This is a genomic window from Geovibrio ferrireducens, from assembly GCF_026226615.1.
Lineage (GTDB): Bacteria > Chrysiogenota > Deferribacteres > Deferribacterales > Geovibrionaceae > Geovibrio > Geovibrio ferrireducens.
The window spans coordinates 1-5,528 of record NZ_JAJAPB010000026.1 but is presented as its reverse complement, the minus strand read 5'-3'; the positions used below and the strand labels follow the sequence as shown (position 1 = coordinate 5,528).

The 5,528-nt window shown below is 45.8% G+C and carries 5 protein-coding genes; 1 reads left to right on the top strand and 4 read right to left on the bottom strand.

Features of this window, described 5'->3' with window-relative positions:
* Positions 1-320: 320 nt before the first annotated feature.
* The 4 genes from OSQ85_RS13985 to potA are packed head-to-tail and all read right to left on the bottom strand — an operon-like array spanning position 321 to position 4,066.
* A complete protein-coding gene (locus tag OSQ85_RS13985) occupies positions 321-1,349 on the bottom strand; it encodes an extracellular solute-binding protein (RefSeq protein ID WP_265823921.1) in 1,029 nt (342 codons plus the stop codon).
* Positions 1,346-2,113, bottom strand: a complete 768-nt coding sequence (potC, locus tag OSQ85_RS13980; RefSeq protein WP_265823920.1) for a spermidine/putrescine ABC transporter permease PotC — start codon at positions 2,111-2,113, stop codon at positions 1,346-1,348. The genes OSQ85_RS13985 and potC overlap by 4 nt, the downstream gene beginning before the upstream one ends.
* Positions 2,110-2,973 carry a spermidine/putrescine ABC transporter permease PotB gene (potB, locus tag OSQ85_RS13975; RefSeq protein ID WP_265823919.1) on the bottom strand — a complete coding sequence of 288 codons (864 nt, stop codon included), beginning with the start codon at positions 2,971-2,973 and terminating at the stop codon, positions 2,110-2,112. Before potB ends, potC begins: the two co-directional genes overlap by 4 nt.
* Positions 2,966-4,066 carry a spermidine/putrescine ABC transporter ATP-binding protein PotA gene (gene potA, locus OSQ85_RS13970; protein ID WP_265823917.1) on the bottom strand — a complete coding sequence of 367 codons (1,101 nt, stop codon included), beginning with the start codon at positions 4,064-4,066 and terminating at the stop codon, positions 2,966-2,968. The genes potB and potA overlap by 8 nt, the downstream gene beginning before the upstream one ends.
* Before the next feature lie 590 nt (positions 4,067-4,656).
* Here potA and OSQ85_RS13965 point away from each other — a divergent pair.
* The gene (locus OSQ85_RS13965) at positions 4,657-4,965 is read left to right on the top strand and encodes a hypothetical protein (RefSeq protein WP_265823916.1); all 309 of its coding nucleotides are present in this window, start codon (positions 4,657-4,659) and stop codon (positions 4,963-4,965) included.
* Positions 4,966-5,528 lie beyond the last annotated feature (563 nt).

Below are 5,528 nucleotides of genomic sequence, written 5' to 3'. Positions count from 1 at the left end.
GAGCGTGTATAAAAAATTCCCACGGAGGGAGAATTTTTTATTGTTAAATGAGAAAATGTAAGGCACAGGATGTTTGAGATTGCTTCACTTTGTTCGCAATGACAGAGAATTATGTCACTGCGAGGAGCAAAGCGACGCGGCAGTCTCATTTTTTTCCTTTTCATACATCCTGTGCAGTGTAGAGAAGGGGGAAGTTATTGCCGCTAAGAGCAAAACACCCTCCTTTTGTAAAGGAGGGCGGGGGAGGATTTACACAAAGATATACTTTTTTTGCTTTTAAAAGAACTTTGCAGCAAACCGGGGGCCGGAGCCCTCTCATGTTACTTTCCTGTTTTCAGCATTTCCCAGTATTTTTCATATATCAGGATAGCGTCACCCACATCCTCCTGAAACTCTCCTTTTGCGACTATCGCATCAGAAGGGTAGGAGATCGGATTGTTTCTCACTTCGGGAGCAAGGAGCTTTTTGCCTTCCTTGTTGGGGATGGCGTATCCTATCTCTTCACTGATTATTTTAGCTATCTCAGGTCTGAGAACGAAGTTTATGAAAGCGTGTGCCTCGTTGATGTTCTTTGCATTTTTGGGAATGGCAAAGTTGTCCATCCAGAGTATTACGCCTTCTTTCGGGTAAACATATCTCATGGAGGGCATCTCTTCCTGAGCAAGGAAGGCCTCGCCGTTCCAGTTCATGCCGATAATAACCTCACCGTTGATGTAGGGAACCTTGGGTGATTCCGAGTTAAAGGTGCGCACTGAGGGCATAAGCTTTTTCAGCAGTTCATATGCGGCCTTGATTTCGGCTTCCTTTATTGTGTTGCCGGAGTAGCCGAGCTGAACAAGCGCCATCTGGAAAACCTCTCGCACATCATCAGTGAGCAGGATTTTTCCTTTGTATTTTGGCTGCCAGAGTACACTCCAGCTGTCTATTTTATCCTTCACCCTGTCTGCGTTGTAGGAGATTCCGGTGCTTCCCCAGAGATACGGAACGCTGTAATCGTTGCCGGGGTCATAGGGTTTGTTCAGCAGTGTTTTATCAAGGTTTTTGAAGTTGGTGAGCTTGTTTTTGTCGATTTTGGCAAGGAGGTTTTCCTTCCTCATTTTGCTCACATAGTAGGTGGAGGGAACAATAAGATCGTACCCTTTGCCACTTATGAGCTTGACTTTGGCGTACATTGCCTCGTTGCTGTCATAGGTGTTGTAGATTACCTTGATCCCCGTTTCTTTCTGGAACTTCTGAATTACTTCCTCAGGCATATACTCTGACCAGTTGTACAGGTAGAGCTCCTTTGCGGATGCCGCAAGGGGCATGCTCATAACCAGAAGAAGTGCAAGAATTTTAAAAAGCTTCATTTTCTCTCCCTCATCAAGAATTGCGACGTCATAACCATGACGAGCGAAAACAGTAATATAATCGCGCAGAGCGCGTTTATTTCAGGCTTTACGCCCAGCCTAACCATAGAGAATATGCGCAGGGGCAGAACCTCATACCCCGGCCCCGTTACAAAAAAGGAGACAATCACATCATCCAGCGAAAGGGTGAAGCTGAGGAGCCACCCCGCAGCCACCGCAGGGAGAGACATGGGGAGGATTACTGATTTGAAAATCCTCATCTCATCCGCGCCGAGATCTTTTGCCGCTTCTATCACATTTTTGTCAAACCCGCTGAGGCGTGAAAAAACCGTAACCACCACAAAGGGTATGGAGAAGGTTATGTGCGACACCAGCAGGGTCCAGAAACCAAGTTCAATCTTAACTGATGCAAACAGCACCAGAAGTGATATACCCATGACAATATCCGGCGACATTATCACCACATATACGAGGGCATAAAGGAGCTTTTTGCCGAAAAAGCTGTACCTGTAAAGTGTTACCGCTGTCAGTGTGCCTATGACAGTTGCGGCGGATGCGGAGAGGAACGCCACCGTAAAAGAGTTGACGGCGGCATCAATCAGCATGGTGTTGGAGGCAAGCTTGCTGTACCAGTCAAGGGTGAAGCCGCGCCAGCCAGTCATGTATTTGGATGAGTTAAATGAGTTTACAACAAGGATGATAACCGGGATATAAAGAAAAAGGTAAACCATCAGCATGTATGTGCTTTTGAAGAATCTGCTCATACCGCACCCTTCTCCCCTGCTTTCTGCACAAGCTTGGTGCTCTTGTAATAAGCAAACAGGAGCACAGCCATAATCCCCGTGAGCACAACACTCACCGCAGAGCCGAAGGGCCAGTCACGGGCGGAGAGAAACTGGTTTTTGATCAGGTTGCCGATAAGCAGATCCTTTGCGCCCCCCATGAGGTCGGGTATGTAAAACAGGCAGAACGAGGGGAGGAAAACCAGAGTGCATCCGGCTATGATCCCCGGCATTGTCAGTGGGATTACAATTTTTATAAAAGTCTGAATCTTTCCTGCGCCGAGGTCTCCTGCGGCTTCGATGTACACCTTGTCCAGCTTTTCTATGCTGGCGTACAGAGGCAGAATCATAAACGGCAGCAGAGAGTAAACCATGCCTATGGTCACCGCTGTGCCGGTGTAGAGAAGCTCCAGCGGCTCATTTATTATACCGAGACCGAGAAGCACAGTGTTCAGCAGTCCGTTTGTTTTCAGCACTATCATAATCGCATAGGTGCGTATGAGCGAGCTTGTCCAGAAAGGGATGATAATCAGCATGAAGAGTATATTTTTCACTCTGCCTTTAAGCCTTGCCAGCCTGTAAGCGAAGGGATAGCCCACAACGAGGCATATCAGCATGGAGATAAAAGCCAGCCTGAAAGAATCGGCGAATACCGTAAAATATACGCTGGAAAAAATTCTCTGATAGTTTTCAAGGGTGAATGTAAATGTTACGAAATTGCTCTCATGCCTCTCAAGGAAGCTCACGCCGAATACAAGGATATTGGGAACGAAAACAAAAACTATAAACCACAGCGAAATTACGGTGATAACTGTTGTTTTAAAGAGGCTTCTCTCATTCATCGGCCAGAACCACCTCCCAGCCGCCAACCCAGCTTACCGCCACGTCCTGTCCCAGTTTGTAGTCGAACTCCTCATACTCTTCATCAAAAAACTCACTGGCGAGAAGTTTTTTGCCCGAAGGCAGAACAATGATGGATTCAAGGGTTGCGCCTTTGTAGGTGGTTTCCTCCACCCTGCCGAAAATGGAACCCGCTTCCGGTTTTTCGGTTTTTGCGAGTTCAGCAACCCGCAGGTCTTCCGGGCGGAGAAGGATATTTACCTTCACCCCTTCCGCAGGGCGTTTCTTTGTATGTATTTCACAGGAGAAGCCTTCGATTTTACAGGCAAATCCGTTGTCAGTGTGTTTTTCCACCACAGAGTCCAGAATGTTTATCTCACCCACGAAACGGGCAACAAAAAGGTTCGCCGGCTGCTCATAAACCTGCTTGGGCGTACCGGACTGCTGTATAACCCCTTCATCCATAACGATAACACGGTCGGACATGCTGAGCGCCTCTTCCTGATCGTGGGTTACGAAGATGAAGGTTATCCCCAGCCTGCGCTGAAGCTGCTTAAGCTCAACCTGCATCTGTTTGCGGAGTTTGAAGTCCAGAGCGGAAAGGGGCTCATCAAGCAGCAGTATACGAGGCTTTTTTACCACAGCGCGGGCTATGGCCACCCTTTGCTGCTGACCGCCTGAGAGCTGGCTGGGTTTTCTGTCTGCATATTCGGACATTTTCACCATGCGGAGAACTTCATCCACATGGGTTTTGATCTCGGATTTCGGCATTTTGTCCATATTGAGCCCGAAAGCGACATTTTCAAAAACTGTCATGTGAGGGAAGAGGGCATAGCTCTGAAAAACCGTATTGACGTGTCTTTTGTTGGACGGAAGGTCGGTTATGTCATCTCCGGCGAGCAGTATTCTCCCCTCATCTGGCTGTTCAAACCCCGCAATAAGCCGGAGTATTGTTGTTTTGCCGCATCCGGACGGACCGAGAAGGGTAACAAACTCCCCGTCAGATATGGAGAGATTGAGATTCTTCAAAATGGTATTATCGCCGAACGATTTTGTAATGTTGTTCAGTTCTATTATCGGTGCATTATGTTTCATTCCGCACTATTTACAGGAAAATTACAAACTATGTCAAGTTTTTCAGTTGAATTTCCGTAACATATTGCAGATTCTTGACAAAATACATGTTCAGAATTTCTGTTTCATGTGTGAAAAAGTGTGTTTCACGACTGTATCCGGGGCAGTATTTCATATAAAATGGCATATTTTGTAAATGACGGCAGTAAAAGACAGCGTAAAATGCATAAAAATCACAAAATTGCATAAAAAATCTATTCGTAAAAACATGGGTTTCTGAAGAAACAAAATTGTCTTTTCGTTCTGTTCCACTTGCGGTTAACTTTTATCCGAAAATATTTAAAACATTGTTAATATTTATGCATGCTTTCAGTGTGTCAGGATTGATTCCGCGTCCAATAGTAGCTATTGATATTATTGATGAGATATTTATCTTTTTATTATTATATATTTATAAAAAAATACATGGTTCTGTTTTTGCTGTATTTTTATGGTTAAATTATACACCCATTATTAAATCAAGGGTGGTTGTTTTATTAGTGAAAAACTTTTTATTCTGTCTTGAAATGCCGATGGAATGGTGTATTGTGAAGAACAAGAGGTGATGCAATATGGAACAGAAAACCCGTTACGGTGTGGGTGATATTTTCAGGATTTATGACAGGGCTCTCGAATCCTACAGAAATGTCATCCTTGTCAGGATCATTATCACGGAAGAACACTTCTACCTTCTCAGCATGCACTCATTCGAACCGTGGAGCGAAAGGGTTCTCAGCACGAAGGACATATTCAAGAAGACTTCCCTCACGATTGACGAAGTAAGCTATCTTGCTGATTCTGTGGATATAACATATCTCGGCAATGCTTACGAGCTGAAAGAAGAGTTCGACGGACTGCTCCTGAACAGAGTGGCCAAATAAGCTGAAATAATTTTTCTGAAAAATAAAAATAGCGGTCATAAAAGCTGTCCCACGGGGCAGCTTTTTTATTATCAAGTTTTGTAAAAATCCCCCTTTACCCCTTTGACATACGAATTAATGGTAGTATAGTTGTCTTACGTATTTTATTTCACTTTTACGGTCCGGGAGGAAAGCCGGAGTAACAAATCCGGCGGAGATTCTTCGCATACGCTCAGAATGACGCTCTAAGGAGTTGCGCCGTGCGAAGCGAAGCCGTGTACACACCCATGGATGGGTGCGTGGAGCGCGTACCGCAGCGGATGCGAGGAACGCAAGCGCAACCAGAGCAGCAAGCGGTTTTTCCGCGCAGGCTGCGAGTGAGTAGAAACTGCATGGACGCAGGTTTCTGCGAACTACGGTAAGACATGACGTGCCCTTTTCTGCGGCAAGAGAGATTGCTTCACCCTTTCAGGGTTCGCAATGACGTATACAACTCCAGGAAGGAGTTGCGCCGTGCGAAGCGAAGCCGTGTTTATCACGGCGCGAGCGTGTACAGAAAAGGGACAGGACGTGCCCTTTTCTGC

What these genes read in the sequence shown, in the direction of transcription:
- potA (WP_265823917.1), bottom strand. Translation starts at nt 4,066, where the DNA reads ATGAAACATAATGCACCGATAATAGAACTGAACAACATTACAAAATCG.
- potB (WP_265823919.1), bottom strand. Translation starts at nt 2,973, where the DNA reads ATGAATGAGAGAAGCCTCTTTAAAACAACAGTTATCACCGTAATTTCG.
- potC (WP_265823920.1), bottom strand. Translation starts at nt 2,113, where the DNA reads ATGAGCAGATTCTTCAAAAGCACATACATGCTGATGGTTTACCTTTTT.
- OSQ85_RS13985 (WP_265823921.1), bottom strand. Translation starts at nt 1,349, where the DNA reads ATGAAGCTTTTTAAAATTCTTGCACTTCTTCTGGTTATGAGCATGCCC.
- OSQ85_RS13965 (WP_265823916.1), top strand. Translation starts at nt 4,657, where the DNA reads ATGGAACAGAAAACCCGTTACGGTGTGGGTGATATTTTCAGGATTTAT.